This window comes from Amycolatopsis sp. cmx-11-51, assembly GCF_047608665.1.
Taxonomy (GTDB): Bacteria; Actinomycetota; Actinomycetes; order Mycobacteriales; family Pseudonocardiaceae; genus Amycolatopsis.
In genome coordinates, this window is sequence record NZ_JADNQO010000002.1 from 602,194 (window position 1) to 629,193 (window position 27,000).

Consider the following 27,000-nt stretch of genomic DNA (forward strand, 5'->3'; position numbering starts at 1 on the left):
GCAATTAGTCCTCTAGTTGCGGTAGTTCGGCGCCGAACTACCGCAACTAGAGGACTAAACGCGGCGGTTAGAGGGTCGTGCCGAGGGTGGCGAGGACGTCGGCGCGTGGCGAAGTGCCCGGAGCGGGCGTAGTGCCTGGAGCGGGCGAAGTGCCCGGAGCGGGCGTAGCGCCTGGAGCGGGCGTAGCGCTCGGAGCCGCGGTGCCACCGAGGGCGGCCGTGAGCAGGCTGACGATCTGCGACGAGATCGCCGCCCGCCGCGCCTCGAAAGCGGCGTCGGTCAGCGCCGCCGGGTCGGTCGGCGTGCCGAGCACAGGCGTGTGCAGGTGCCCGCCCGCGATCCCGGTCAGCCCGAGTCCCGTACGCAACCGGTTGCCGCGGTACATCGATTCATTGCTGAGATAGTTGCCGCCGCCACCGGAAGCCGCGATTTCGCCGGGCTTCGGCGCGTCCGTCCGGCACACCGCCGTCCCCGTCCCCGGCTTCGTGCTGTCCGGCCACACGCAGAACGCCTGGTTGTACAGGACCTGGTACGCCCCGGCGGGCGCGGCGAGCATCTTTTCGTACGGCAGCGTGGTTTCGATGAACTGGACGGCCGGCTGCGGCCAGCCCCGCGCGGGCGGGACCTGGCCGGTGACGGACTCGTCGAGGTTGTCCGGGAAACCACCGCGCCACGCACCGGCCCACCGTTCGATGTCGAACCGGCCGGGGCGGCCCTGGCTGATCGTCATGATCAGCTCCGGACGCCGGGAACGGTCCTTCAGGGCCTGGCCGTAGGCCGCCTCGACGATGCCGGTGTCGAAGTAGCTCCACACCACCGGGAACGACACGGCCTGCACCAGCGCGGGACCGGTCGGCGTCCGGATCAGTTTGCCGTCCAGGTGCAGCGCGGCCGCGCCGGACGGGTTCGCGATGCGGACGCCCGCACCGTTGAGCGTGAACGGGTCGAACCCGCTCACCAGCACCCGGCGCGGCTTCGGACCGGCGGGGAAACGAGAGTCGTCGAGACCGCGGGCGCCGACGTCGAACGTCTTCAGCAGCCCGGCGCGGGCGGGGGCCGACAGCGGGAAGCGCGGCGTCCACTGGCGCAGCGCCTTGCTCATCCGCAAGCGCGCCCAGTACAGCGGGCGGTCGTCGGCCTTGTCGATGCTGCCGAGATCGGGACGGCGGCCCTGCGCGCGGTCGACGGCGGTCCGCCAGAGCCCGTCACCGGCGGTCTCCGCGAGCTTCTCCGCGCGCAAAGCGGTCTTCGTCGCGCAGAGCCGCGTCGTGAAGTCGGAGACGAGCTTGTCGAACCCGGCCAGCCGGACGAGTTCCGGGCCGATCGCCGGACCGCCCGACGGCAGCGTCGCGGTGAGCCGCCGCTCCTCGACGGTGATCGTCGCGGAGTCGCCGAAGCAGCCACGTGCGGTTTCGGCCTGCGCGACGCCGGGGACCACGAGGACGGGGAGAGCGATGAGCAGCGGGAGGAGCGCGCTCCATCGCCTGCCGGGAGTCTTCATGGACCGCATTCTGCTCATCCCGGCAGGGCCGCACTACCGACCTTCGCAGGTCTGGACGGGTCTTGTCCGGGGTGGACAGGCGGGGCAGACTCGCGCCATGGCCGCGCACAGGAGCACTCTGGGACGCATCACCGCAGTCACCGCGATCGCCGCTCTGGTCGGCGCCGCCGCGCCGGGTACCGCCTCAGCGGCACCACCGACACGCAAATCCCCGGTCGCCGTCGGCTACCTGGGTGCCGTCTCGAGCATCGACGTGGACGCGACCGCGATCGGCACGAGGATCCTGCGCGAGGGCGGCAACGCCGTCGACGCGGCCGTCGCGACGGCCGCCGCGCTGGGTGTCACCGACCCGTTCTCCGCCGGTGTCGGCGGTGGCGGTTTCTTCGTCTACTACGACGCGCGCACCGGCAAGGTGCACACCCTCGACGGCCGCGAGACCGCGCCGTCCAGCGCGAACGAGAGCCTTCTCGTCGAGAACGGCAAGGCGATCCCGTTCGCCGAAGCCGTCACCAGCGGGCTCAGCGTCGGTGTCCCCGGCACGCCCGCCACCTGGCAGGAAGCGCTCCGCAAGTGGGGGACCAAGTCGCTGGCGAAGGCGGTCAGGCCCGCGGAAGAGCTCGCGCGCGGGGGCTTTACCGTCGACCAGACCTTCAACACCCAGATCGCCAACAACGCTGCCCGCTTCTCCGCGTTCCCGTCGACGCGGTCGCTGTACCTGCCAGGCGGGGCGCCGCCCGCGGTCGGCACGACGTTCAAGAACCCGGACCTCGCCGGCACGTACGCTCAACTCGCCGCGAAGGGCACCGACGCGCTCTACCGGGGACCGATCGGCGCGGACGTGGTGAACACCGTGCGGAAGCCGCCGGTCGACCCCGCCTCGACGCTGAACGTGCGACCCGGTGACATGACCGCGGCCGACCTCGCCAAATACCGCGTGGTGGAGCGGAACCCGACCAAGACGGAGTACCGCGGCCTCGACGTCTACGGCATGCCCGCGCCGTCGTCCGGTGGGCTGACCGTCGGCGAGGCGCTGAACATCCTCGAGAACAAGAAGCTGAGCAAGCTGGAGAAGGCCGACTACCTGCACTACTTCCTGGAGTCGACCCGGTACGCCTTCGCCGACCGCAACCGGTGGATCGGTGACCCCGCCTTCGTCGACGTCCCGGCGAAGGAACTGATCAGCCAGAAGTTCGCCGACAGTCGCGCGTGCCTGATCAACCCCGCGCGGGCCGGGGTGAGCCCGGTCGCGCCGGCCGACCCGCGCAAGCCGGTGCCGTGCGCCGCGGGGACGAACTCCGCGCCGACGCCGTACGAGGGCGAGAACACCACGCATCTCACGGTCGCAGACCGGTGGGGCAACGTCGTCGCCTACACGCTGACCATCGAGCAGGAGGGCGGCAGCGGGATCGTCGTGCCGGGCCGCGGGTTCCTGCTCAACAACGAACTGACCGACTTCTCCTTCACCCCGGTGACGCCGGGCGTGCCCGACCCGAACCTGCCGGGCCCGGCCAAGCGGCCGCGTTCGTCGATGGCGCCGACCATCGTGCTCGACCACGGCAAGCCGCTGCTCGCGGTCGGCTCGCCCGGTGGCGCGTCGATCATCACGACGGTGCTGCAGATCCTCACCGGCCGCATCGACAGGGGCCTGAAACTGGTCGACGCGATCGCCGAACCGCGTGCCTCGCAGCGGAACTCGGCGGCCGCGCAGGTCGAGCAGTCGTTCCTCGACCAGGACGACGTGCTTCGGATTCTGAAGGCCAAGCAGCAGGGCTTCTCGACGGCGCCCGCGGAGATCGGCGCCGCGACCGGCGTCGAACGGCTGCGGGACGGGCGGTGGCTCGCGGCCGCCGAACCGACCCGTCGGGGTGGCGGCTCGGCGGCCGTCGTGCTGCCCTGGCCGCACCGGTAGCTCCCAAGGCGAGGGCTGAAGGGGACTTTCCCCGCATACGATGCGGGGAAAGCGCCCTTCGCCGCTCGAGACGGGGGGAAAGTCCCCTTCAGCTCACGCGGCGGTATCCGGTCCGTGAAGGCCTCCTTAAGGGACTCTGGGTCCCTCAAGGAGGCCTTCACGGACCGGGTGGTCGCCGCCTTGGACGCGCTCGGTCACCCGCGGCGGAGGGCAGAGGGACAGCGAGCGCGCCGGGTGAACGGGGCCCTTCTAGACTGAGCGGCGATGTTCGCCCAGTCAGAGGTACCCGTCCCCCCGGTGGAGGTGCGTTGATGCGCCTGGTCTTCGCCGGTACCCCAGAACCCGCCGTCCCGTCGCTGCGCGCGCTCCTCGCGTCCGAGCGGCACGAGGTCGTCGCCGTCGTGACCCGTCCGGACGCGCAGGCGGGCCGTGGCCGCCGTGTCGTCCGGTCCCCGATCGGCGCGCTCGCCGACGAGCACGGGATCGAGGTGCTGACTCCCCCCAAGGCGAGTGACCCCGCCTTCCTCGCCCGGCTCGCGGAGATCGCCCCCGACGTGTGCCCTGTCGTCGCGTACGGGGCGCTCCTGCCCCAGGCCGCGCTGGACATCCCGAAGCATGGCTGGGTCAACCTGCACTTCTCGCTGCTGCCCGCGTGGCGCGGCGCCGCGCCGGTCCAGGCCGCGCTCCGCGCCGGGGACGAGATCACCGGCGCCTCGACGTTCCGCATCGTCAAGGAACTCGACGCCGGCCCGGTCTACGGCGTGATCACCGAGCGGATCGCCGCCACCGACACCGCGGGTGAAACCTTGGGCCGGTTGTCGGAGTCCGGGGCGAAGCTGCTCGTGTCCACGATGGACGGAATCGCCGACGGAACGCTGCGCGCGGTCGAGCAGTCCAGCGACGGCGTGAGCTACGCGCCCAAGGTGACCGTCGAGGACGCGCGCGTGTCGTTCGCCGACCCGGCCGCCGCGGTCGACCGGCAGATCCGCGCCGTCAGCCCGGAACCGGGCGCTTGGGCGGAGTTCCGGGGCGAGCGGCTGAAGCTCGGCTCGGTGACGGTCGTCGACGAGCCGGGGCCCCCGCCGGGCGAACTGGTCGTGGAACGCAAGCGGGTCCTGGTCGGCACGGCGTCGAAACCGGTGCGACTGGGCGAAGTGCAGGCGCAGGGGAAGAAGCGGATGGCGGCCACCGACTGGGCGCGCGGTACGAGGATCGAACAAGGAGAGCGCCTGCAGTGAACGAGCGTAGGGAACGCCGGCCGTCGAGGCCGGAACGAGGCCGTCCGGGCCCGCGTAAGGAAGGGCCCAGCCGCCCGCCGCAGATCGATCCGGCCCGCCAGGTCGCCTTCGACGTGCTGCGCGCCGTCCGGGAAGACGACGCCTACGCGAACTTGGTGCTGCCGCAACTGCTGCGCAACCGCCGGATCTCCGGCCGTGACGCGGCGCTGGCCACCGAACTGACCTACGGCACCTGCCGCGCGGTCGGCATGCTGGACGCCGTCATCGAGGCCTGCCTCGTCGACCGCTCGCTCGCCAAGGTCGACGCCGTGGTGCTGGACGGCCTGCGCCTCGGCGCGTACCAGCTGCTGCGCACCCGCATCCCCGAGCACGCCGCCGTCGGGTCCACTGTGGACCTCGTCCGCGCCGAAGTCGGTTCCTGGATCGCGGGTTTCGTCAACGCGGTGCTGCGCTCGGTGTCCGAAAAGGACGAAGAGACCTGGCTGAACGAACTGGCCCCGGACGAGGCTGTCGACCCGATCGGCGCCTACGCCCTGCGGACGGCGCACCCCCGCTGGGTCGCGCGGTCGTTCGCGGAAGCACTGGGGGACAAGGGTGCCGAGCTGAAGGCGGCCCTCGAGGCCGACGACGACCGCCCCGACGTGCACCTGGTCGCCCGCCCCGGCGAGATCAGCGCCGACGAGCTGGCCGCCATCACCGGCGGCGACGAGGCCCCGTACTCGCCCTACGGCGTCCGGATGCCCGCGGGCTCCGGTGACCCCGGCGACATCGAGCCGATCAGGGAAAAGCTGGCCGCGGTGCAGGACGAGGGCAGCCAGCTGTGCGCCGTCGCCGTCACCAAGGTCCCGCTCACCGGCTCCGACGAGCGCTGGCTGGACCTGTGCGCCGGCCCTGGTGGCAAGGCCGCACTGCTGGGCGCACTCGCGGTGATCAGCGGCGCGACCGTCGACGCCGTCGAGAAGACCCCGCACCGCGCGAAACTGATCGAGAACGCCGTCCAGGGGCTTCCGGTGACCATCCACGTCGCCGACGGCCGCGAGACCGACCTCGAACCGGGCTACGACCGCGTCCTGGTCGACGCGCCGTGCAGCGGTCTCGGCTCGCTGCGGCGCCGCCCGGAGGCGCGCTGGCGCCGTCAGCCCAGCGACATCTCGGATCTGACGAAACTGCAGGGCCAGCTGATCACCGCGGCGCTGGACCTGGCGCGCCCCGGCGGCATCGTCGCCTACGTAGTCTGCTCGCCGCACCTGGCCGAGACCGAAGGCGTCGTGGGGGAGACCGCGCGCCGCGCCGGCGCCGAGATCGTCGACGCACGGGACTTCTTCCCCGGCGTCCCGCAGCTCGGCGACGGCCCGTACGTCCAGCTGTGGCCGCACCGCCACGGCACGGACGCGATGTTCTGCGCCGTGCTGCGGAAGCCGGACTCAGCCGGGTGAACAGGGTCCTCGGCCTGGTCGCGAGCTCGTGCGGCGGACTGGACACCCGGTTCGCCACGCAGCTCGCGCAACCGGCCGCGGACCGCGGCTGGGAGCTCGCGATCACGCTGACCCCGACCGCGGCCCGCTGGCTGGAGAAGACCGGCGGGATCGGTGATCTGGAGAAGGTCACCGAGCTGCCGGTCCGCAGTACCTCCCGGCTGCCGGGCGAACCCCGGCCGCATCCGGATCCCACGGTGTTTCTGTTCGCGCCCGCGTCCGCGAACTCCGTGGCGAAATTGGCGCTGGGTATCGCCGACAACCAGGCGCTGACCCTGCTCGGCGACGTCCTCGGCGCGCCGGGCAGCACGATCGTCCTCGGCTATCAGATCCAGGACACGCGGGTGCACCATCCGGCGTGGCGGCGGCATCTCGACACGCTCGCCTCCGCGGGTGTCACCACTGTGAGGCTCACTCCGGCGGAGCCGTGGACGACCGTCTTGGACCTGCTTCCTTAACGGGCGCAGAAACCGGTGTCGATCGCGGCCGCGAGATGCGCCGACGCCCCGTCCGGCAGTGGGTCCATGTTGGCGACGACGTTCACCCGCCTCCCGTGCGGGACCGCTCCCGAAAGGTTCGCGAAGCCGACGATGTTGCCGCCGTGGCCCCAGAAGGTGCCGCCACACGACAACGGGACGGACGCGATCCCGAGCCCGTAGGCGGCGCCGGGAACGCCGAGGTCCGCGGGGACGGTCCGCTGCAACTCCGCCTGCTGGGCACGCGGCAGGAGGCGTCCGTCGGTGGCGGCGCCGTAGAAGCGGTTCAGGTCCTCGCCGGTCGAAATCAGTCCACCGGAGGACCCGGCCGCCGACGGATCGAATTCGGTGAAGTCGACCGGTCCCGGCGCGTAGCCCCGGGGGTGCGGTGACGGCAGGCCTTCGTCGCCCCGCGGCGGCAGATAGGTGTCGCGCAGGCCCAGCGGCCGCGCGATCCTGGACTGGATCTCGGTGGCGACGGAACGGCCGGTGAGCTTCTCGATGAGCATCCCGGCGATGATGTAGTTCGTGTTGGAGTACGCCCACTTCGCGCCCGGCTCGAACTCCGGCGGATGCGCGAGCCCGATCGCCACCAGTTCTTCGGGTTCGGCCCCGCGATGCCGCCACTCGTCGATGTCGAGGTCGCGGACGTAGTTGTAGAGCCCGCTGGTGTGCTGGAGCAACTGCCGGACGGTGATCTTGGTGCCGTCGTTGCCGTTCCCGCGCACGAGACCGGGCAGGTACCGGTCGATCGGCGTGTCCAGCCGGACCTTTCCTTCGGCGACCAGTTGCAGCACCACAACGGCGACGAACGTTTTGGTGACACTGGCCGCCCGGAACTTCGCGCCGCGGGGGAACGGTGCCCGGGTTTCGATGTTCCCGACCCCTTCGCGTTCCGACCACGTCCGCCCGGACACGGTCGTCACCGTCGCCTGCACGCCGGGGACACCGTCCCGCACCAGCGTTTTCAGCGCCTTGTCGACTTCGTCGTGCGGTTTGCTCACGGCGAGCGCCGGTGCGGCGGTGGTGGTGGCCAGCAGCGCGATCAGTGAGCCGATGGCGACGATCTTCTTACCTGGCAGGGTTTTCCGCATGGATCCCACATTAGGGAAACCGGTACCGCACGACCATGAGGCAGGCCCTCACTCGCAACGGGGGCCTGCCCCACCCCCCAACACGCGTGTGTTCGGCGGGGGATTTCCGGAGGAACGCGAGCGGAACAACGGCCGTCCGCTAGCGCAGGCTGTGACCCGGCGCGACGATCCCGCTCTCATAAGCGAATACCACCGCCTGGCTGCGGTTGGTCGCGCCCAGTTTCCCGAAGATGTTGCCCACATGGGTTTTGACGGTTTCGAGACTGATGACCAGATCGGCCGCTATGTCCACATTGGACATCCCGGTGGCGATGAGCCGCAGCACCTCGGTCTCCCGTTTCGTCAGCGAGGACGGCCGGGGCGCGAGGCCCGACGCCGCCGGGCGCGCGGTGACCAGCCGCCGGATGGCGTCGGGGAAGAGCAGCGTCTCCCCGGCGGCGATGGTCCGGATGGCGTGCGCGAACTCCTCCTTGCGCGCCCGCTTCAACAGGAACCCGCTCGCGCCGGCGAGAAGCGCGTCGTAGACGTAGTCGTCGTTGTCGAACGTCGTGATCACGAGGACCTTGGGCGGGTCGGCGATTTCGGCCAGTACCCGCCGGGTCGCCTCGATCCCGTCCACACCGGGCATCCGGACGTCCATCAGGACCACCGCGGGGTTCGTCCGCCGCACCAGGTCCACCACCTCCCCGCCGTCGCCCGCCTCGCCGACCACGGACAGATCGGGCTGGGTTTCCAGCAGCGAGCGTAATCCGGCGCGCAGCAACGGTTCGTCGTCGACGATCAGGACGCGCAGTGTCATGATCGCGACCGTAGCGGGATCGTGGTCACCAGCCGCCACAGCGGTGCGCCGTCGATGGCGGGTCCCGCGATGAGCTCACCACGCAGTGCCTCGACGCGTTCGGTCAGCCCCGGCAGCCCGTTGCCACCCCGATCCGACGTGGTGGCCATCTCCATGAGCGGGTTCACGATCTCGATCCGCAGCGCGTCCGCCAGCACCGCGACCCGGACGGTCACCGGCCCGGGATGCGCGTGCCGCAACGCGTTCGTCAGTCCCTCTTGGACGATCCGGTACGCCTCCCGCGAAAGGGTCGCGGGCAGTTCGGCGGCCGGGCCGGTCAGCTCGTAGTCGATCACCGCGCCACCGGATCGCGCCCGTTCGGCCAGCGTCGCGGCCTCGATGAGCCGTCGTTCGGGCTCGCGGGACGACCGGTCGTCGCGGAGCAGTCCCAGCACGTGGTCGAGGTCTTCGAGCGCCGCCCTGGACGATTCCTCGATGGTGCCCAGTGCCTCGCGCACCAGTTGCGGTTCGGAATCGACCAGTTCGGCGGCCGCGGCGGCCTGGATGGTCGACGTCGTCAGCGTGTGCCCGATGGAGTCGTGCAGTTCGCGGGCCAGCCGGTTGCGGTGCTCGAAGTGGTTCGCCCGGACCTCGGCCGCGGCGACGCGTTCGGCGGCGGACGGCCCCAGCAGCGCGACCGCGCTGTACTGGAAGAGCTTGGTGAAACCGGCGAAGACGTACGCGATGACGACCAGGGTGATCAGCGCGATCGGCAGCGTCCACAGCCCGGCGGTGCCGGCTTCGATCGTCACCCGTTCCCCGAAGAACTCGATGGGACTGCCGCCGCCTCCCGCCCACACCACGGCGAACACGAAGCCGATCATCAAGAAGCAGCCGAGGCCGAACAGCACCCAGCCGAGTCCGGTGTGCACGAGCAGCCATCCCGCCGAGCGCCAGCGTTCCGCCCAGGCGATCTTCGTACCGGCAGGAGGCGCGGCGATCCGGGTGCCCAGCATCTGGTTCGAGAACCAGACGCCGACCCGCCGCATCGGCCCAGGCAGCCCGGCGAGCCCGACCAGCAGGCCCATCGCGAGCATGCCGTAGACCATCTTCGCCTTCACGTCGCCCGGGATGAGGACGGCGGGGATGAGCGCGATCGGGAACGGGATCGCCGTCATCGCCATGCCGAGGAGACCGAACGGCACACTGCGGTAACTGCCGATCCGCGCCAGAGTTCTGAGGGGGTTGACCATGCCGGGAACGCTATTCGGCCACGCGTGCGCGCACCTCCCACTGCGGTGCCATTTCACGTCATCCTCAAGAGCACCGGCGCCGGTCACAGCCGGTTAGCGGGCGTTAGCCCCGTCCTCCTACACTCGGGCGCGTGGCTCACCGACCTTTGATCGCACCCAGTATCCTCTCCGCGGACTTCGCCCGGCTCGGCGACGAGATCCGCGCCGTCGCGGGGGAGGGGGACACTCGCGCGGACTGGGTCCACGTCGACGTCATGGACGCGCACTTCGTCCCGAACCTGACCCTCGGCCTGCCCGTCGTGCAGTCGCTGATCAAGGCCACCGACGTCCCGATCGATTGCCACCTGATGATCGAGAACCCCGACAAGTGGGCCATCGGGTATGCCGAGGCGGGTGCCTACAACGTCACCGTGCACGTCGAGGCGGCGCACGACCCTGTCGCGCTGGCGAAGAACCTCCGTGCCGCCGGGGCGAAGGCTGGTCTGTCGATCAAGCCGAACACCCCGATCGAAGACCACCTCGACACCCTCAAGCACTACGACACGCTGCTGGTGATGTCGGTCGAGCCCGGCTTCGGCGGCCAGTCGTTCATCGAGGGTGTCCTCGACAAGGTGCGCACCGCGCGGCGCCTGGTCGACACCGGTCACCTCAAGCTCGTCGTCGAGATCGACGGCGGGATCAACGCCGACACCATCGAGCGGGCCGCCGAGGCCGGTGTGGACTGCTTCGTCGCCGGTTCCGCCGTCTACGGCGCCGAAGACCCTGGTAAGGCGGTCGCGGCGCTGCGCGAGCAGGCGGCCCGCGTCCGCGGCTGATCCCGGCTCTTGAGCCGCCATCGGGTCAGGAGAAGGAATCGGTCCCGATGGGTGTTGGATGGGGGAAGCACCGTTTCCAGCGACGGTGCTACCGGAGGAGGAGGGCAGCAGGAGTGTTCACCGGCATTGTCGAGGAACTCGGCGAGGTCACCGCGGTCGAGCAGGTCCCGAACGCCGCGCGGCTGACCGTACGGGGGCCGCTGGTGACCAGCGACGCCGGTCACGGCGACTCCATCGCGGTGAGTGGCGTGTGCCTCACCGTGGTCGCGGTGGCGGGCGGTGAGTTTAGCGTCGATGTCGTGCACGAAACCCTGCAGCGCTCCAGCCTCGCGAAGGTGAACGTCGGCGACGTCGTCAACCTCGAACGCGCGACGCCGGCGGGCGGCAGGCTCGGCGGGCACATCATGCAGGGCCACGTGGACGGCACCGGCGTCTTCCTCAAGCGGGACTCCCACGGCCTCACCTCGTTCGCCCTGCCGGGCAAACTGGCCAGGTACGTGGTCGAGAAGGGGTCGATCGCCGTCGACGGCATCTCCCTCACGGTCGCTTCGGTGACCGACGAGGAGTTCGCCGTCGCCTTGATCCCGACCACTCTCGAACTGACCACCCTCGGCCGGAACCAACCGGGCGACCTGGTGAATCTCGAGGTCGACGTGGTCGCCAAGTATGTCGAGAAGCTGACCATGCCGCATCTGCGCACGCAGGGGGACAATGGCGGTACGGAGGAGCGGGCGTGAGTGGGACGAGTGCGATTCCGGGGTCGGCGGATCTGACCCCCTTTGGAGGCGGGGTGGCCGTGAACGCCGAAGCCATCGAGGCGGCGATCGCCGACATCAAGGCGGGCCGCCCGGTCGTCGTGGTCGACGACGAGGACCGTGAGAACGAAGGCGACCTGATCTTCGCGGCGGAGAAAGCCACGCCCGAACTGATGGCCTTCATGGTGCGCTACACCTCGGGTTACGTCTGCGTGGCGCTGACCGAGGCCGAGGCGGACCGGCTAGATCTGCCGCCGATGTATCACACGAACCAGGACCAGCGCGGTACCGCGTACAGCGTCACGGTCGACGCCGCCGGGGGCATCAGCACCGGCATCTCCGCGGCGGACCGGTCGCACACCGTCCGGCTGCTCGCGGACCCGGCGTCCACGGCGTCGGACTTCCGGCGTCCCGGCCACGTGGTCCCGCTGCGTGCCAAGGAGGGCGGCGTCCTGCGGCGTCCCGGGCACACCGAAGCCTCCGTCGACCTGGCCCGGCTGGCCGGGCTTTCGCCGTCCGGCGTGCTCTGCGAGATCGTGTCGCAGAAGGACGAGGGCGACATGGCCCGCCGCGACGAACTGGAGGTCTTCGCCGCGGACCACGATCTCAAGATGATCACCATCGCCGACCTGATCGCTTACCGGCGTCGCATCGAGAAGCAGGTCGAGCGGGTCGCCGAGGCCCGTATCCCGCTTTCGGCGGGCACGTTCCGCGCGGTCGGCTACGACAGCCTGCTCGACGGCATCGAGCACATCGCGTTCGTCTACGGCGAGATCGGCGACGGCGAGGACATCCTGGTGCGCGTGCACTCGGAATGCCTCACCGGCGACGTCTTCGGCTCGCTGCGCTGCGACTGCGGCCCGCAGCTGGAGGCCGCGCTCGAAGCCGTCGCCAAGGAAGGCCGCGGTGTCGTGCTCTACATCCGCGGTCACGAGGGCCGGGGCATCGGGCTGCTCCACAAACTGCAGGCCTACCAGCTGCAGGACGCCGGCGCGGACACCGTCGACGCGAACCTGCAGCTCGGCGTCCCCGCCGACGCGCGCGACTACGGCACCGGCGCGCAGATCCTGTGCGACCTGGGCATCCGCTCGATGCGGCTGCTGACGAACAACCCGGCCAAGAGAGTCGGGCTGGAGGGCTACGGCCTGCGGGTCACCGGCCGGGTGTCGCTGCCGATCTCGCCGAACCCGGAGAACCTGCGCTACCTCAAGACCAAACGGGACCGGATGGGGCACGACCTGTCCCAGCTGGAGCATTTCGACCAGGTCGGCGCCGAAGTCGACCAGGGCAACGGAGGTGGCACGCGGTGAGTGGCGAGGGCCGTCCGGACGTCGAACTCGACCTGTCCGACTGTAAGAACATCCGGCTCGGGATCGTGGCCACCCGCTGGCACACGAAGATCACCAGCGCCCTGCTGGACCGTGCCCTCGAGGCGGCCAAGGTGGCCGACCTGGAGGAGGAGCCGACGGTCGTGCGTGTCGCGGGCGCCGTCGAACTGCCCGTCGCCGCGCAGGCGCTGGCCCGCACGCACGACGCGGTCGTCGCACTGGGCGTGGTCATCCGGGGCGGGACTCCGCACTTCGAGTACGTCTGTGACGCGGTCACCGCGGGCCTGACCAGGGTGGCGCTCGACGAGAGCACCCCGGTCGGCAACGGTGTGCTCACCTGCGACACCGAACAGCAGGCCCTCGACCGGTCCGGCCTGCCGGGCTCCATCGAAGACAAGGGCTACGAAGCGACCGTCGCCGCACTGGACGCCGCGCACGCGCTACGGAACCTGCGCCAGCCGTGGACCGAGCGGGGCTTCGTGTGAGCGTCGAGGCGGATGTGATGACAGAGTCCGAGGTCATGGTGGTGCGGCCTCGTCGCACCCTGGTGATGTGCTCCGTCCTGGCGGTGTTCCTGCTGGCGACCTTCGTGGTCGTCGCGGTGCTGCTGCGAGGCTCGGACACCGGCGTGATCTTCCAGCCGTCCGACCAGGCGGCGATGATCGGCATCGGGATCCTGCTCGCGGCGGGCACGATGCTGTTCGCGACGGCGCGCGTGAAGGCCGACGCCGACGGCATCGAGGTCCGGAACGTGCTGATGACCAAGAAGTTCGCGTGGAGCGAGGTGCTTTCGGTGAGTTTCCCCGACGGTGCCTCGTGGGCGCGGCTGGAACTACCGGACAACGAGTACTACTCGGTCATGGCCGTGCAGGCGGTGGACCGGGAGCGGGCGGTGAACGCGGTGCGGGCGCTGCGGCGGCTGCACAAGGCGGCTTGGAACGGCTGACGTTCATTGCGTCCCAACAGATCTGAAGTCCGTGAAGGCCTCCTTGAGGGACCCAGGGTCCCTCAAGGAGGCCTTCACGGACCTGGAACGCCCTGGCGCACGACCCACGACCTAAAGCGTGAAGTCCACCACGATCGGCGCGTGGTCCGAGGGCCCCTTCCCCTTCCGCGCGTCACGGTCCACATAGGAATCCGTCACCCCGCCCGCCACCGCCGCGTCCGCGTACACGAGGTCGATCCGCATTCCCTTGTTGTTCGGGAAGTTGCCGGCCCGGTAGTCCCAGTACGTGAACGGGTGGTCGTACTTCAGCGGGCGCGGGAACACGTCGGACAGCCCGAGGTCGCGCAGCGCCGCGAGCGCCTTCCGCTCCGGCTCGGTCACGTGCGTCGATTCGGCGAACACGCCGACGTCCCAGACGTCCGCGTCGGTCGGCGCGATGTTGAAGTCGCCGAGTACCGCGAACGGTAATCCGCGCGCCTGCTCCTCGCGCACCGTCGCCTCCAATGCCGAGAGCCAAGCGAGCTTGTAGCCGTAGTGCGGGTTCTCCAGCTCCCGTCCATTGGGCACGTACACCGACCACAGCCGCACCCCGCCGCAGGTGGCGCCGATGGCCCGCGCGTCGGTCTTGTCCTCGAAGGTGGGCTCGCCGGTCAGCCCGCGCGTCACGTCCTCCAAGCCGACGCGCGACACGATGGCGACGCCGTTCCAGCGCCCGATGCCGTACGCGGCCGTCTCGTAGCCCGCCTCCCGCACGGCGTCGAACGGGAAGGCGTCCGTGCCACATTTGAGTTCCTGCAGGCACAGCACGTCCGGCTGCACCGAACCGAGCCAGTCCACCACCCTCGGCAGCCGGGGCCCGATCGAGTTCACGTTCCAGGTCGCGATCCGCATGCCCGCGAGCGTCCCACACCGCACCGACACGATCACGCGAAAGGGCCCCTCCGAGACGGGTCGCGTCTCGGAGGGGCCCCACCGGGGCGTGAGGTCAGACCCCGGTGGTCGTGCGGATCCAGGAGCGGGCCGAAGCGACGCTGCCGTAGTTGTTGGTGCCGCGGGTGTTCGAGCCGCTCTGGTTCTGCACGGTCGAAGCGACGCCGACCTGGACGCCGTTGGAGACCTGGGGGCCGCCCGAATCGCCCTTCCAGGCCGAACCGTTGATGCCGACGCTCTGGATGGCCGGGCCGCCGTAGGCGTCGCGCGAGCTACCGGTGACGCGGACGTCGGCCACCTTCAGCGCCGAGGCGGGCGGGCCGGTCGGGGTCTCACGGCCCCAGCCGTAGAGCTGGTTGGTCGAGCCGACCGACGGGTTCGAGCTGGCCAGACGGATCGGCGTGACACCGGCGTCGGAGGCCAGGTGCAGCAGCGAGACGTCGGCGCCGTTCGGCGAGGACACCTTGCGGTCGACGGCGATCACGCGGCCGCCCTGCAGCGCGTTGCTGCCGACGCGGACCCGCATGCCGCTGCCGTCGGAGTCGAGGCAGTGCTTGGCGGTCAGGACCCAGCGCTGGGCGATGACACTGCCGGAGCAGTTGAAGCCGTCCCACTGGCGACCCGGGGTGTTGACATAGACCTGGGCACCCCAGCTCACGGTGGGGGCGGTGCCGCCGCCCACGATGTTCGGCTGGACACCGGTGGGGGTGCCCGCGGAGGCGACCGCTCCAGCGGTCATGGTGAGGGCTGCGGCGGCGAGGGTGGCGGCGCCCAGCGTACGAAGACGGCTCACGGTGCAGGAGTCCTTTCGAGCGTCATGAGGACGAAGAACCGAGTGAAAGGGAACTGGGACGGAAAGTAATCACCTGGTTCACTCGCTAGGAACCAACGAACGTCGGGTCCGGCCGAATATCCGACTTAGGTCGGTATGCGTAGTGAAATACGGACCGCATCGTGGTAGTCGCCACCCGGACGAGTGTTAGAGCATGGGGGCTCGTAAGACTGTCGGTGCTGCCCCATAGGGTTGACACCGTGGCTGACCCGACCACCTACCGTCCTTCGCCGGGGAGCATCCCGGACGCCCCTGGCGTGTACAAATTTCGTGACGCCGCGAAGAGGGTCATTTACGTCGGCAAGGCGAAAAGTCTCCGAAGCAGGCTGAACTCGTACTTCGCCGACATCACGGGCTTGCACCCGCGCACCCGCCAGATGGTGACGACGGCGGCGAGCGTCGAGTGGACCGTCGTGGGCACCGAGGTCGAGGCGCTCCAGCTCGAGTACAACTGGATCAAGGAGTTCGACCCGCGGTTCAACGTCCGTTACCGCGACGACAAGAGTTACCCGGTCCTCGCCGTCACGATGAACGACGAGTTCCCGCGCCTGCACGTCTACCGTGGCGCGCGCAAGAAGGGCGTGCGGTACTTCGGGCCGTACGCGCACGCGTGGGCCATCCGCGAGACGCTCGATCTGCTGCTGCGGGTCTTCCCCGCGCGCACCTGCACGACCGGGGTCTTCAAACGGCACGGCCAGATCGGCAGGCCCTGCCTGCTCGGCTACATCGGCAAATGCTCCGCGCCGTGCGTCGGCAAGGTCTCCGCCGACGAGCACCGCGCGATCGTCGAGGACTTCTGTGACTTCCTCGCCGGCCGCACCGACGCGCTGATCCGCCGCCTCGAACAGGAAATGGCGGCCGCGTCCGAAGAGCTGGAGTTCGAGCGCGCTGCCCGCCTGCGTGACGACCTCGGCGCGCTCCGCCGCGCGATGGAGAAGCAGGCCGTGGTGCTCGGCGACGGCACGGACGCCGACGTCGTCGCCTTCGCCCACGACGAACTCGAAGCCGCGGTCCAGGTCTTCCACGTGCGCGGCGGCCGGGTCCGCGGCCAGCGCGGCTGGGTGATCGACAAGGCCGAGGAGATGGACGTCAAGGACCTGGTCGACCACTTCCTCACGCAGTTCTACGGCGAAGAGGCCGAACGCGCGGACGACCCCGACGTCGGCTCACCGGTCCCGCGAGAGGTTCTGGTCCCGGAACTGCCCGCCGACGCCGAAGCGGTGGGTGAGTGGCTTTCCGGGCTGCGTGGTTCGCGAGTGAGTCTGCGGGTGCCGCAGCGCGGCGACAAGCGCGCGCTCGCGGAGACGGTGACACGCAACGCCGGCGAGGCGTTCACCCAGCACAAACTCCGCCGCGCCGGTGACCTCACCGCGCGGTCGGCCGCGCTCGCGGAACTGCAGGACTATCTGGCGCTGGACACCGCGCCGCTGCGCATCGAATGCGTCGACATCAGCCATATCCAGGGCAGCGACGTGGTCGCGTCGCTCGTGGTGTTCGAGGACGGTATCCCGCGCAAGTCCGAGTACCGGCGGTTCGCGCTGCGCGAGGCCGCGGAGGAAGGTGACGTCGCGTCGATCGCCGAGGTCGTCCGCCGCCGTTTTTCCCGCTATCTGAAGGAAACGGCCGAAGACGCGCCCGTCGACCCGGACCGTCCCGGCATCGACCCGGAGACCGGCAAGCCACGCAAGTTCGCCTACGCGCCGAACCTGCTCGTCGTCGACGGCGCGGGCCCGCAGGCCACCGCGGCCGCGGACGTGCTCTCGGAACTCGGCATCACCGATCTGGCCGTGGTCGGCCTGGCGAAGCGGCTGGAGGAGGTGTGGCTGCCGGGCGATCCCGATCCGGTGATCCTGCCGCGCACCTCCGACGCGCTGTATCTGCTGCAGCGGCTCCGCGACGAGGCGCACCGCTTCGCCATCCGGTACCACCGGGAGAAGCGGTCCAAGCGGATGCAGGTGTCCGCATTGGACGGTGTGCCCGGACTGGGGCAGGCTCGGCGTACCGCGCTGATCAAGCATTTCGGCTCGGTGCGGAAACTCCGCGAAGCAAGGATCGAGGAGATCGAGGCGGTGCCCGGCTTCGGCAGGCGCACCGCGGAGGCGGTCGTCGCGGCGCTCGCAGGGGAGCAGCCACAGACGGCGGGGGAGTCCAGTACGTGATCGGGGAAAGGACCATCGTGAGTGCGCAAGAAGAAGGCCGCGGTTCCGGAATGGAGGTCGCGGTCGTCTCCGGGCTGTCCGGGGCGGGCCGCAGTACCGCCGCGAAATGCCTGGAGGACCTGGGCTGGTTCGTGGTGGACAACCTGCCGCCCGAACTGATCGCCACCATGGTCGAGCTCGGCGCGCAGGCGCGGGGCGCGATCACCAAGGTCGCGGTCGTGATGGACGTGCGCTCGCGCGCGTTCACCGACGACCTGGCGTCGGTCATCAAGGACCTCGACGCCCGCGGGTACAAGCCGCGCGTCCTGTTCCTGCAGGCCACCGACGCGGTGCTGGTGCGCCGGTTCGAGGCCGTCCGCCGCGGGCACCCGATGCAGGGCGACGGCAGGCTCGCCGACGGCATCACCGCCGAGCGCACGCTTTTGGAGCCGCTGCGCGAGGAGGCGGACCTCGTGCTCGACACGTCGTCGCTTTCGGTGCACGACCTGCGTGCCAAGATCGAGGACGCGTTCGGTTCCGAGGCCGGCACGCAGACCCGGGTCACCGTGCTCTCGTTCGGATACAAGTACGGCCTGCCGATGGACGCGGACCTGGTGATGGACGTCCGGTTCCTGCCGAACCCGTTCTGGATCCCGGAACTTCGCGACCACACCGGTCTCGAGGGCGAGGTCCGCAACTACGTGCTGAGCCAGGAAGGCGCGGACGAGTTCCTCGACCGCTACCACCAGCTGCTGCGCCTGATCGGCGCGGGCTACAAGCGCGAGGGCAAGCGGTACCTGACGCTGGCCGTCGGCTGCACGGGCGGAAAGCACCGCAGTGTCGCCATTTCCGAGGAGCTCGCCCAGCGGCTGTCCAATGAGGACGGTATGGCCGTGAAGGTGGTGCACCGCGACCTTGGCCGCGAGTAGCGAGCTGCGCGCGGTCGCACTGGGTGGCGGGCACGGCCTGCACGCCACCCTCACCGCGTTGCGCCGGGTGACCTCGCAGGTCACCGCCGTGGTCACCGTCGCGGACGACGGGGGCTCGTCCGGCAGGCTGCGCCGGGAACTCGGGCTGCTGCCGCCGGGCGACCTGCGGCAGGCGTTCGCCGCGTTCGCCGCCGAAGACGGCGGAATCCTGTGGGCGGAGGTGTTCCAGCACCGCTTCGGCGGCGATGGCGCGCTCGCCGGGCACGCGGTCGGGAACCTGTTGCTGGCCGGGCTGTTCGAGGTGCTCGGCGATCCGGTCGCCGCGCTCGACGAGGCGAGCAGGCTCATGGGCATCTCCGGCCGGGTCCTGCCGATGTCACCCGAACCGCTGGAAATCCAAGGTGAGGTTTCGGGGCTGGACGCCGAGAATCCCGAAGCGCTCCGGCGGATTCGCGGTCAGGTGGCGGTGGCGACGACCCCAGGACAGGTGCACCGGATCAGCCTGCACCCGACCGGACAGGCCGACCGGCCGCCGCAAGGGTGCCCCGAGGCGATCGAAGCCGTGCTCGGCGCGGACGTGGTGTTCCTCGGCCCGGGGTCGTGGTTCACCAGCGTGCTGCCGCATCTGCTGGTGCCGGACCTGCACGACGCGCTGCTTCGGACGGACGCCACAAAGGTCGTCATCCTCAATCTGATCCCCCAACCGGGGGAGACGGCGGGATTCTCTCCGGAGAAGCATTTGGACGTACTCTTCGAACACGCCCCGGAACTGCGGGTGGACGCGGTCATCGCGGACCGTGACTCGGTGCCCTCACCAGCCCGGTTGCGGGAGGCGGCCGGGAGACTCGGCGCGCAGGCGTTGCTGGGGGCGGTGGCTGACCCGGTCGTGACGGGGCGGCATGATCCTGATGCGCTCGCGAGCTGTATGCGGGACGCTCTCGGTCTCACCGGGGGAGGAGCTGAAGGTATGGAGGGGCAGCGATGGCGATGACCGCCGCCGTGAAGGACGAGCTGAGCCGGCTGGAGATCACCAAGATCGGCCCGCGCCGCGCGGAGGTCGCGTCGATGCTGCGATTCGCGGGAGGGCTGCACATCGTGGCCGGCCGCGTCGTGGTGGAGGCCGAACTCGACACCGGTTCGGTGGCGAGACGGCTGCGCAAAGAGATCCACGAACTGTACGGACACCAGTCCGATGTCCACGTCATCTCGTCCAGCGGACTGCGCAAGGGGACGCGGTACGTCGTGCGGGTGGTCAAGGACGGCGAGGGCCTTGCCCGGCAAACTGGCCTGATCGACCAGCGTGGCCGTCCGGTGCGCGGGCTGCCCGCCGCCGTCGTGTCCGGCGGTGTCGCCGACGCGGAAGCCGCCTGGCGCGGCGCGTTCCTGGCACACGGTTCACTCACCGAACCCGGCCGCTCGTCGTCGCTCGAAGTCACCTGCCCCGGGCCCGAAGCCGCGCTGGCGCTCGTCGGCGCGGCCCGTCGGATGGGCATCCAGGCGAAGTCGCGCGAGGTCCGCGGCGCGGACCGGGTCGTGGTGCGTGACGGCGACGCCATCGGTGCGTTGCTGACCCGCCTCGGCGCCCACACGAGTGTGCTCGCTTGGGAAGAGCGGCGGATGCGCCGCGAGGTGCGCGCCACCGCGAACCGGCTCGCGAACTTCGACGACGCCAATCTGCGGCGCTCGGCCCGCGCGGCCGTCGCGGCGGCGGCCAGGGTCGAGCGGGCGCTGGACATCCTCGGCGAGTCCGCCCCGGACCACCTGCTCGCCGCGGGCAAACTGCGGCTGTCGAACCGGCAGGCGTCGCTCGAAGAACTGGGCCAGCTCTCCGACCCGCAGATGACCAAGGACGCCGTCGCCGGCCGGATCCGCCGCCTGCTGGCGATGGCCGACAAGAAGGCGAAGGAACAGGGCATCCCGGACACCGAATCCGCCGTGACCCCGGACATGCTGGAAGAAGACGAAGCCTAAGGTCCCGCAATTAGTCCTCTAGTTGCGGTCCTTGCGCGCGCAAGGACCGCAACTAGAGGACTAATTGCGGGGCTCAGGGCTCGTGGGGTCGCCGGTGCGTGAGCTGTTCCCGGATCTTCGCCGTTTCCGGATGCCGTTCACCTCGGACCGCGACGGAATCGTCCAGGAGCAACGCCCACTCCGAGAGCGCTTCGGTGATCTGACCGGCTTCGGCGCGAACCAGCGCCTGGCCGAATCGGAGGTCGAGGACATCGGGATGCCGGCCGCCCAGCCGTTTTCTTGCTTCGGCCAGCAGCTGTCCGTACTCTCGCACCGCTGGAGGCGCGTCCTCGATCAGAGCGCTCCAGAAGGCGATGTTGTGCCGCACGTGCCTGACGATCACGTCGTCGCCCAACGCGTTCTTCGCCCGTGGCAACAGTTCCCGGCTCAACCGCAGGGCTCCCGCCCCGTCGCCGGTCTTGCCGGTCGCCACGGCGAGGAGATGCCGTGCGTGCAGGGTTTCCCGATGGCTCGGCCCGAGCCCGCCCGTCGCGTCCCGGACCAGGGCTTCGAACGCGGCGCGGGATTGTTCGGGGCGATTCAGTTCGCCAAGCAGGTGACCGATGTCGTTCCGGATGCTGAGCACGTCTTCGTCGCCCGTCCCGAACGCCGCCGCAGCGATCGGCAGCAAACTTTCGAATCGCTCCAGCGCTCCGGCCGCGTCGCCCGCCTTGCCGGCCCAGGTGGCGTGCCGGGCCTTGCACCGCAAGGTGATCCGGTCATCCTCCCCGAGTTCCCGTGCCGCGCGCTTCGCCCACATCGCCCACTGTTCCCGGTTCTCCACCGGGATTCCCGACGCCCGCCGCTCCACCGAAGCGAGCGCGTCCTCACGCGGACCCGTCAGCCAGAGGAACTCGGCTTCGCTGGCGGCCGCGTAGGCCTGTTCGAGTGTCGGCTCGTCATCGCCGGACGCCGGCTCGATTTCCGAGGTCGCCGCCGCCAGCCGGGCGTGCAGATGAGGTGTCCCCTCCGGCATGGGGCCGGTCCAGAGCACGGTTTCGGTCGCCAGCCCGGCCGCTGACCGGCGGACCGCGGTGCGGAGACCGGCCAGGACGTCGCGGACGTGCACCGCCCGGTCCGGCCCACCGCTCGCCGCGCTCGCCTTGGTCAGGATCCGCTGCGCGAACAGGAAAGATTTCCGGTTGTCCACCGGCAGGCTGGTTTCCTTGGTGAGGAAGTAGAAGTCGTCGTCGGCGTACTCGCCGTGTCCGACAAGCGAAAGGAAGAGACTCGACTCGTCCTCCGACGCTCGCTCGAAGGCCTCCACCAGCGCGTTGTCGAGTTCGATTAGCGTCAGGTGACGAGCAGCCCGCGGCCATCGGCCAGCGCCGGGACGCAGCCGCCGATCTCGGGAGCCAGCAACGCCGCCGAAACTTCGTGGCCGACGTCGGGCTGTATCCCACCGACGAGACGATCCGGAAGCGCGTGCAGGACCGCGTCGGTTACACCGTTGACAACGCGCCAAACCGCACGAGGCGGCGTCCCACCTGGCCAAGCACCGGACCGGGGAAGGTCTTTCCGCGGCCGTGGCCTAAGTCGCGTAATGGGAGGCGTGACTCGCGGGCTGCCAGCCCGGCGGGCCGAACACGTAACCGAGTTTGTCCCGCCACGACCCGGCCGCGCGGACGTCACGCAGGATCGAGCCGTACTCGTGGAAGCCGACCTTGAGCAGGTTGTGGGTCTCGATGTTCTTGGTCAGCCCGTAGGTCGGCCGCTTGCCCTCGGGCACGAAGCTGCCGAACAACCTGTCCCAGATGATCAGGATGCCGCCGTAGTTCGCGTCCAGGTACTCCTTGTCGCTGCCGTGGTGCACACGATGGTGTGAAGGTGTGTTGAAGACGTACTCGAACCAGCGCGGCAGCTTCCGGATCTTCTCGGTGTGCACGAAGAACTGGTAGACGAGGTCGATCGACAGCCCGGTGAGGATCATCCACGGCGGGATACCGGCGAAGGCCAGGATCGACCAGAACGGCAGCTGGAAGTACGGGGTCCACTTCTGACGCAACGCGGTCGAGAAGTTGTAGTGTTCACTCGAATGGTGCACCTGATGGCCCGCCCACATGATCCGGACGCGATGGCTCGCCCGGTGGTAAGCGTAGAACACGATTTCCTGGCCCAGCAGCATCAGGACCCAGGTCCACCAGTCGTGCGGGCTGAACTTCACCGGCGCCAGTTCGTGGAGCGCGGCGAACACGAACAGCATGGCGACGCGGAAGACACCGTTGATCACAACCGCCACCGCGCCCATGGACATGCTGGTCCGGGTGTCCTTGACGCTGTAGCCGATGACGTTGTCGTCGTGGCCGAGCACGTGCAGCGCGAGGATCTCGATCGCGACGAACAGCAGGAACACCGGTGTCGCCATCAGCACCGGGTCACTCAGATGGGCAAGGAAGTCCGCCATCGCACCGCTCCTGTCTCCGCCTCCGTGATCTGACCTCAAGGTAACTTACCTCAGGGTCATTTACCTGAGAGTAAGGTAGCCGTCGTGACAGAAGCAAGGGCCGTCGGCACGAAGGGCATGCCCCGCGAAGAGCGGGAGACCCAGATTGTGCGCGCCGGTACGGAGGAATTCGGCAAGAACGGGTACGCCGGGGCGTCGATGGTGGAGATCGCCCGTCGGGTCGGTGTCACCAAACCCTTGCTGTACCAGTACTTCGGCTCGAAGGACGGGCTTTACCTCGCCTGCCTGCACCGGGCGGGGGACAGGCTGACCGAAGGCGTCGCCGAAACGATGGCCGAAGACGGCGAGCCGCCGGAGCGGATGCCGCTGGCGGTGCTCGCGGCCATTTTCGAGACGTTCGACAACGACCGATACGCGTGGAAGCTGCTTCGCGACCCGACGGTGCCTTCGACCGGCGAGATCGCCGGCGTCGCGGTCGACTACCGCTACCGGCTCGACGGGTTCGCGCTGATCGGCGCCGCCCAGTTGATGCACTCGCGCGGCCTGGACGACGAGCGCGACATCGAGGCGATCGCCCAGGTGTGGACCGGGGTGGTCGATTCGCTGATCAGCTGGTGGATCGATCAACCGGATCAGGACGCCGCGGCGATGACCGAGCGGTGCGGGCGGATCATGCGGAACCTGTTCGGCTGGTGAGCCTCGGCACCGCGGCCACCGGCCTAAGCCCAGCGGCCGATGAAGGACCGGACGTCAGAACCACCATTGATTCTTGGCGCCCGCCAGGAAGTCCCGCAGCCGCACGACGCCGCCGTCGCGGCCCGCTGTGTTGAGGTCGGCGTCGAGGTATCGCCCGCTTCGCACGTTCTTCAGGCGCAGGTAGCCCTCGGGATTCTCGGTGACCGAGAACCACTGGTTCGACGCACCCGGCATGAAGTCCCAGAGCTGGACCTTGGTGCCGTTGCGGTTGATCGAGTTGAGGTCGGCGTCCAGGTACCGTCCGCTGTGGACGCTCTGGAACCGGAAGTGCCCTTCGGGGATCTGGGTGACGTACCAGGCCTGGTTGGCAGGAATGGATTCGTCCGGGTTGGCGAGGCAGGTCCACAGCTGGACCTTGGTGCCGTTTCCGTTGATGGTACTCAGATCCGCGTCCAGGCAGCGGCTCTCGTCGGAGGCCGGACCGAGCCGGTACGCCTGCTGCTGCGCGCTGAAACCGGCGCCGTGCACCTTCACCGGGCGCAGCGACAGCCGGCCGACGTCGACGCGCTCGTCCGCCTGCGCGGCGGGCGCGCCGAACAAGGCCGAGAATCCGGCGAGAACGGTCACGGATACGAAGAATCGCTTGAAATCACGCATTTTTCTCCCCAGTTCGACGCAGGTGTCTCCACTGGGCCCCCGACCAGGACAGCCTGCTGAACCCGATCCTGCTCCTCGGCCGAGGCAGCGTCAACAAAGTTTGTATCCCACGAAAACGCCACCTCGCCGAAAATTCCGGACGAGGTGGCGTTCCTCCAGTGACACTGGATACGGCTGGGGTGCCCGGCGCCGCTCCGGACACCCCAACCGTGACTAGGACGCGGCGTTGGATTTGCCGCGCAGTTTGACGTTGGCCGTCGAAGCGTTCTTGATCGCCGTCTCGATCTGCGCCATCGTCGAGGACGAAGACAGGCCTGGCACCGTCGCTGTGCTCAGCGCGTACAGCGTGAACGTGTAGGGATGGCTGGAGCCGCCGGGGCAGGGGCCGAAGTACTTCTGCGCGTTCGCCCCGCTTCCCATGGCCTTCTGCTTGGCGCCGTTCTGGTTCGGGACGTTGTAGCCCGATCCCAGACCCTCGGGCAGCGACAGCGCGGACGCCGGGATGTCCCAGATCGTCCAGTGCAGTTTGTTGCCGTTGTCGGCCACGTCGGCGAAGACGACGGCGTACCCCTTGGCGCCCGTGGTCCCGGCACCCCACGCCAGCGGCGGGGAGGTGTCCTGGCCCGCGGTGCCGTCACCGGCGCAGGTGTACTTGTCCGGGATCGAGGCGTTGTCGGCGAACGCGGAACTGGCCAGCTTGAACGCTCCCGGTTGCGAGGCACCGGGGAACTTCAACCGCACCACCACGTTGTCGATACCGCTCGGCGTGCCGCCGTTCTTGTCCGCGTTGGTCGAGGTGACCCACAGGCCACCGTCCGGCGTCTTGGTGACCGAGCGGAGCCTGCCCCAGCGGCCGGAGAACAGCGACTGCACCGAACCGACGCCGTTGCCCGCCGCGTTGATCTGCGTGGCGAACACCTGCTCGCTGGTGACGGCCGCGACGTAGATCCAGTCGTTGACGATCTCGATCCCGCTGGGCCCACCGGAACTGGTCGGCCAGGTCTTCTTCGGCGCGACCGTGCCGCCGCAGCTGCCGTCGGTGCCTTCACACTGCGGCCACCCGAAGTTTCCGCCCTTCTGGATCAGGTTGAGTTCGTCCAGTTTGCCGTCGCCGAACTCCGACGCCCACAGCTGGCCGCGAGAATCCCACGCCAGGCCCTGCGGGTTGCGGTGCCCGAAGCTCCAGACGTACCGGGCGTTGCCGCCGGTGGAGAAGAACGGGTTGTCGCTCGGCGCCGAACCGTCGGGGTTGACCCGCAGGATCTTCCCGTTGAGCGACCCCTTGTTCTGCGCGGTCTCCTTGTTCTGTCCGTCGCCCGCGGTGGCGTACAGCTTGCCGTCCGGGCCGAAGCGGAGCCTTCCGCCGTTGTGATAACGGTTCTTCGCGATCCCGGTGAGTACCGGCGTCGATGTCGAGGACAGCGTTCCGTTGTCGTAGGTCATCTTCACGATCCGGTTGTCACCGGATGCCGTGTGGTACAGGTAGATCGCGTGATCGGTGGCGTAGTTCGGCGAGATCGCGATGCCGAGCAGGCCGCCCTCGCCGTTGGTGCCGACAGCGCCGGGAACCTTGCCCACCATGGTCTTCTGGCCGGAGGGCGTGATCCGCACGATCTCGAACCGGTCCCGTTCGGTCGCGAGCGCCGTGCCGTCCGGCAGGAAGTCGACCGACCAGGCGAGGTCGACCTTGGTGACGTCCTTGTCGTACTCCGGAATGCCGCCGCCCGCGTTTCCACTCGTCTTGGCGGTCACCGCGGTGCTGGCACCGGAGGCGTTGCCGTCGAGGTCTCGCGCCTTGACCGTGAAGGTGTACGAAGTGTTCGCTGTCAGCCCGGTGATCGTGGCTTCGAGCGAAGGCGTCGTCGCGACCTTCGCGGTGCCTTGATGGACGTCGTAACCCGCGATGGTGCCGCTGTCATCGGTGGAAGCGTTCCACGCCAGGGAGACGCTGTTCGCGGTCACCGACGTCGAGCGCGGGTTCCCCGGCACGGTCGGCGGGGTGGTGTCCCCGCTGGACGGCGTCGTGAACTGGACGACATTGCTTTGCTGCGAAGGGTTTCCGGCCGCGTCGAAGGCGCCGACCGAGATGTCGTAGGCCGTGTTCGGCGTCAGGTTGTCGACGGTCGCGGTGAGCGTGTTCCCGCCGACGGTCTTCAGCACGTTGCCGCCGCGCATGACCTCGTACCGGACCACGCCGACATTGTCGGTCGCGGCTTCCCAGGTGAAGGTGGCCGAACGGGCCTTGACGTCCTTGGCGGCCAGGTTCTTCGGCGGGGTCGGCGCTTCGGCGTCGAGCACTCCGCTCGCGGTGAGCCTGTCCGCGTTGGGTCCGCCGTTCGCGGTCGTCGAGGTGGTGCGGATCTTGTTGGCCCCGGCGGCCAGCGTGATGTCCTTGGTAACCGTCTTCCAGGTGGTCCACGCGCCGGTCCCGGGAAAGGACAGCGTTCCGGCGGCGGTGCCGTTGATGCTCAGCGAGACCGGCCTGTCGACCGTGGTTCCGTTGGCGTAGCGGAAAGTCAGGGTTTGAGTTCCGGCCTGTGCGGCGTTCACCGTGTATTCGACGTAACTGCCGACGACGTTGTCGAAGTTCACGAACCCGGTGCCGGAGTAGCCCGCGTGGTTCTTTTCGACGGCGCCTTGGGAGATCGTCGCGGCTTCGGATTCGTGGTCGGTCGATGCCGCGCCGGCGGGCAGAGCCGGCAGGACGGCGAAGGTCATCGCAGTCGCGGCGGCACACGTGAGAAGCGCGCGCCACGGTGGTCGGGGTGCCACTGGAGCCTCCATGCGTGAAGTGGGGTAGGGAGGTGCAACGGCGGACCGGGCGGGACCCGGCGGG

General features: G+C 69.4%; 24 protein-coding genes. 14 read left to right on the forward strand and 10 right to left on the reverse strand.

Features of this window, described 5'->3' with window-relative positions:
- Nucleotides 1-67: 67 nt before the first annotated feature.
- Nucleotides 68-1,510, reverse strand: coding sequence for a hypothetical protein (locus tag ACM6LU_RS11790; protein ID WP_414937663.1), 1,443 nt, complete (start codon nucleotides 1,508-1,510; stop codon nucleotides 68-70).
- 88 nt (nucleotides 1,511-1,598) lie between these two features.
- On the opposite strand from ACM6LU_RS11790, the gene ggt reads away from it, so the two are divergent.
- From ggt to ACM6LU_RS11810, 4 genes are all read left to right on the forward strand, one after another.
- Entirely contained in the window at nucleotides 1,599-3,410 is a 1,812-nt protein-coding gene (gene ggt / locus ACM6LU_RS11795) for a gamma-glutamyltransferase (RefSeq protein WP_414937664.1), read from the forward strand.
- Between the two features lie 311 nt (nucleotides 3,411-3,721).
- Nucleotides 3,722-4,648, forward strand: a complete 927-nt coding sequence (gene fmt / locus ACM6LU_RS11800; RefSeq protein ID WP_414937665.1) for a methionyl-tRNA formyltransferase — start codon at nucleotides 3,722-3,724, stop codon at nucleotides 4,646-4,648.
- Nucleotides 4,645-6,084 (forward strand): RsmB/NOP family class I SAM-dependent RNA methyltransferase, encoded by a 1,440-nt coding sequence (locus ACM6LU_RS11805; RefSeq protein WP_414937666.1) that lies wholly within the window; start codon nucleotides 4,645-4,647, stop codon nucleotides 6,082-6,084. The genes fmt and ACM6LU_RS11805 overlap by 4 nt, the downstream gene beginning before the upstream one ends.
- Nucleotides 6,081-6,581: a flavoprotein gene (locus ACM6LU_RS11810; protein WP_414937667.1), complete on the forward strand. Its 501-nt coding sequence runs from the start codon at nucleotides 6,081-6,083 to the stop codon at nucleotides 6,579-6,581. The genes ACM6LU_RS11805 and ACM6LU_RS11810 overlap by 4 nt, the downstream gene beginning before the upstream one ends.
- Here ACM6LU_RS11810 and ACM6LU_RS11815 read toward each other — a convergent pair.
- From ACM6LU_RS11815 to ACM6LU_RS11825, 3 genes are all read right to left on the reverse strand, one after another.
- Nucleotides 6,578-7,693, reverse strand: a complete 1,116-nt coding sequence (locus ACM6LU_RS11815; RefSeq protein ID WP_414937668.1) for a serine hydrolase domain-containing protein — start codon at nucleotides 7,691-7,693, stop codon at nucleotides 6,578-6,580. The two genes, ACM6LU_RS11810 and ACM6LU_RS11815, sit on opposite strands and share 4 nt — an antisense overlap.
- 139 nt (nucleotides 7,694-7,832) lie before the next feature.
- A complete protein-coding gene (locus ACM6LU_RS11820; protein ID WP_414937669.1) occupies nucleotides 7,833-8,492 on the reverse strand; it encodes a response regulator in 660 nt (219 codons plus the stop codon).
- Complete coding sequence (locus ACM6LU_RS11825; protein ID WP_414937670.1) at nucleotides 8,489-9,724, reverse strand: sensor histidine kinase; 1,236 nt, start codon at nucleotides 9,722-9,724, stop codon at nucleotides 8,489-8,491. Before ACM6LU_RS11825 ends, ACM6LU_RS11820 begins: the two co-directional genes overlap by 4 nt.
- 146 nt (nucleotides 9,725-9,870) lie before the next feature.
- Here ACM6LU_RS11825 and rpe point away from each other — a divergent pair, with 146 nt between their 5' ends.
- The 5 genes from rpe (at nucleotide 9,871) to ACM6LU_RS11850 (ending at nucleotide 13,568) form a co-directional block, all read left to right on the forward strand.
- Complete coding sequence (gene rpe, locus ACM6LU_RS11830; protein WP_409492609.1) at nucleotides 9,871-10,539, forward strand: ribulose-phosphate 3-epimerase; 669 nt, start codon at nucleotides 9,871-9,873, stop codon at nucleotides 10,537-10,539.
- A 113-nt stretch (nucleotides 10,540-10,652) separates the two neighbouring features.
- The gene (locus ACM6LU_RS11835; RefSeq protein WP_414937671.1) at nucleotides 10,653-11,276 is read left to right on the forward strand and encodes a riboflavin synthase; all 624 of its coding nucleotides are present in this window, start codon (nucleotides 10,653-10,655) and stop codon (nucleotides 11,274-11,276) included.
- 53 nt (nucleotides 11,277-11,329) lie between these two features.
- Nucleotides 11,330-12,604, forward strand: a complete 1,275-nt coding sequence (locus tag ACM6LU_RS11840; protein WP_414937955.1) for a bifunctional 3,4-dihydroxy-2-butanone-4-phosphate synthase/GTP cyclohydrolase II — start codon at nucleotides 11,330-11,332, stop codon at nucleotides 12,602-12,604.
- On the forward strand, nucleotides 12,601-13,107 hold the full coding sequence (gene ribH / locus ACM6LU_RS11845) for a 6,7-dimethyl-8-ribityllumazine synthase (protein ID WP_414937672.1): 507 nt from the start codon (nucleotides 12,601-12,603) through the stop codon (nucleotides 13,105-13,107). The genes ACM6LU_RS11840 and ribH overlap by 4 nt, the downstream gene beginning before the upstream one ends.
- 17 nt (nucleotides 13,108-13,124) lie before the next feature.
- A complete protein-coding gene (locus tag ACM6LU_RS11850; protein ID WP_414937673.1) occupies nucleotides 13,125-13,568 on the forward strand; it encodes a PH domain-containing protein in 444 nt (147 codons plus the stop codon).
- Nucleotides 13,569-13,679: 111 nt separating this feature from the next.
- Here ACM6LU_RS11850 and ACM6LU_RS11855 read toward each other — a convergent pair whose 3' ends face one another.
- A complete protein-coding gene (locus ACM6LU_RS11855; RefSeq protein WP_414937674.1) occupies nucleotides 13,680-14,459 on the reverse strand; it encodes an exodeoxyribonuclease III in 780 nt (259 codons plus the stop codon).
- Between the two features lie 94 nt (nucleotides 14,460-14,553).
- Nucleotides 14,554-15,291 (reverse strand): S1 family peptidase, encoded by a 738-nt coding sequence (locus tag ACM6LU_RS11860; protein WP_414937675.1) that lies wholly within the window; start codon nucleotides 15,289-15,291, stop codon nucleotides 14,554-14,556.
- A gap of 239 nt (nucleotides 15,292-15,530) precedes the next feature.
- On the opposite strand from ACM6LU_RS11860, the gene uvrC reads away from it, so the two are divergent.
- Genes uvrC through whiA form a run of 4 tightly spaced genes read left to right on the forward strand, consistent with a single transcriptional unit; the run spans nucleotide 15,531 to nucleotide 20,368 of the window.
- Nucleotides 15,531-17,489, forward strand: coding sequence for an excinuclease ABC subunit UvrC (gene uvrC, locus ACM6LU_RS11865; protein ID WP_414937676.1), 1,959 nt, complete (start codon nucleotides 15,531-15,533; stop codon nucleotides 17,487-17,489).
- Between the two features lie 50 nt (nucleotides 17,490-17,539).
- Complete coding sequence (gene rapZ, locus ACM6LU_RS11870) at nucleotides 17,540-18,397, forward strand: RNase adapter RapZ (RefSeq protein ID WP_276371151.1); 858 nt, start codon at nucleotides 17,540-17,542, stop codon at nucleotides 18,395-18,397.
- Nucleotides 18,398-18,401: 4 nt separating this feature from the next.
- On the forward strand, nucleotides 18,402-19,388 hold the full coding sequence (locus tag ACM6LU_RS11875) for a gluconeogenesis factor YvcK family protein (RefSeq protein ID WP_414937956.1): 987 nt from the start codon (nucleotides 18,402-18,404) through the stop codon (nucleotides 19,386-19,388).
- Nucleotides 19,379-20,368 (forward strand): DNA-binding protein WhiA, encoded by a 990-nt coding sequence (whiA, locus tag ACM6LU_RS11880; RefSeq protein ID WP_061980674.1) that lies wholly within the window; start codon nucleotides 19,379-19,381, stop codon nucleotides 20,366-20,368. Before ACM6LU_RS11875 ends, whiA begins: the two co-directional genes overlap by 10 nt.
- A 73-nt stretch (nucleotides 20,369-20,441) precedes the next feature.
- On the opposite strand, the gene ACM6LU_RS11885 is transcribed toward whiA, so the two are convergent.
- Both ACM6LU_RS11885 and ACM6LU_RS11890 read right to left on the reverse strand, forming a co-directional pair.
- Complete coding sequence (locus tag ACM6LU_RS11885; protein WP_414937677.1) at nucleotides 20,442-21,674, reverse strand: tetratricopeptide repeat protein; 1,233 nt, start codon at nucleotides 21,672-21,674, stop codon at nucleotides 20,442-20,444.
- 264 nt (nucleotides 21,675-21,938) lie between these two features.
- Nucleotides 21,939-22,811 (reverse strand): sterol desaturase family protein, encoded by an 873-nt coding sequence (locus ACM6LU_RS11890; RefSeq protein ID WP_414937678.1) that lies wholly within the window; start codon nucleotides 22,809-22,811, stop codon nucleotides 21,939-21,941.
- Between the two features lie 84 nt (nucleotides 22,812-22,895).
- Here ACM6LU_RS11890 and ACM6LU_RS11895 point away from each other — a divergent pair, with 84 nt between their 5' ends.
- Entirely contained in the window at nucleotides 22,896-23,507 is a 612-nt protein-coding gene (locus tag ACM6LU_RS11895; protein ID WP_414937679.1) for a TetR/AcrR family transcriptional regulator, read from the forward strand.
- Between the two features lie 54 nt (nucleotides 23,508-23,561).
- On the opposite strand, the gene ACM6LU_RS11900 is transcribed toward ACM6LU_RS11895, so the two are convergent.
- Together ACM6LU_RS11900 and ACM6LU_RS11905 are read right to left on the reverse strand one after the other, a co-directional pair.
- Nucleotides 23,562-24,164, reverse strand: a complete 603-nt coding sequence (locus tag ACM6LU_RS11900) for an RICIN domain-containing protein (protein WP_414937680.1) — start codon at nucleotides 24,162-24,164, stop codon at nucleotides 23,562-23,564.
- A 213-nt stretch (nucleotides 24,165-24,377) separates the two neighbouring features.
- A complete protein-coding gene (locus tag ACM6LU_RS11905) occupies nucleotides 24,378-26,882 on the reverse strand; it encodes a PQQ-dependent sugar dehydrogenase (protein WP_414937957.1) in 2,505 nt (834 codons plus the stop codon).
- Nucleotides 26,883-27,000 lie beyond the last annotated feature (118 nt).